The organism is Streptomyces albus subsp. albus (assembly GCF_000719865.1).
GTDB classification, from domain to species: domain Bacteria; phylum Actinomycetota; class Actinomycetes; order Streptomycetales; family Streptomycetaceae; genus Streptomyces; species Streptomyces albus_E.
On the sequence record NZ_JOID01000110.1, the window covers coordinates 1 to 302 of the forward strand.

Sequence of the window (302 nt, forward strand, 5' to 3'; positions counted from 1 at the left end):
TCCAGGAACACCCGCAACTCCGCCGCCTGCGCCCGCAACGCCACATCCGACACCGCCGACAGACACCACGCCACCGGCCCGCCAACCGGCACACCCGAAACCGAACCCGAACCCGATGCCGAACCCGAAACCGAAGCCGAACTCGAATCCGAAGCCGAAGCCGAAGCCGAAGCCGAAGCCGTCAGGGAAATCCCACCGGCCGGCCCCGAAACCCCCGAAACCGGCCCCGGCGCCTCCTCCACAATCACATGCGCGTTCGTCCCACTGATACCGAACGCCGACACCCCCGCACGCCGGCGCCC

At 69.2% G+C, this 302-nt stretch carries 1 pseudogene; it reads left to right on the plus strand.

What is annotated here, in order from left to right:
* Window positions 1-302 (plus strand): annotated as a pseudogene (locus tag IF83_RS34405) (hypothetical protein); the annotation flags it as partial.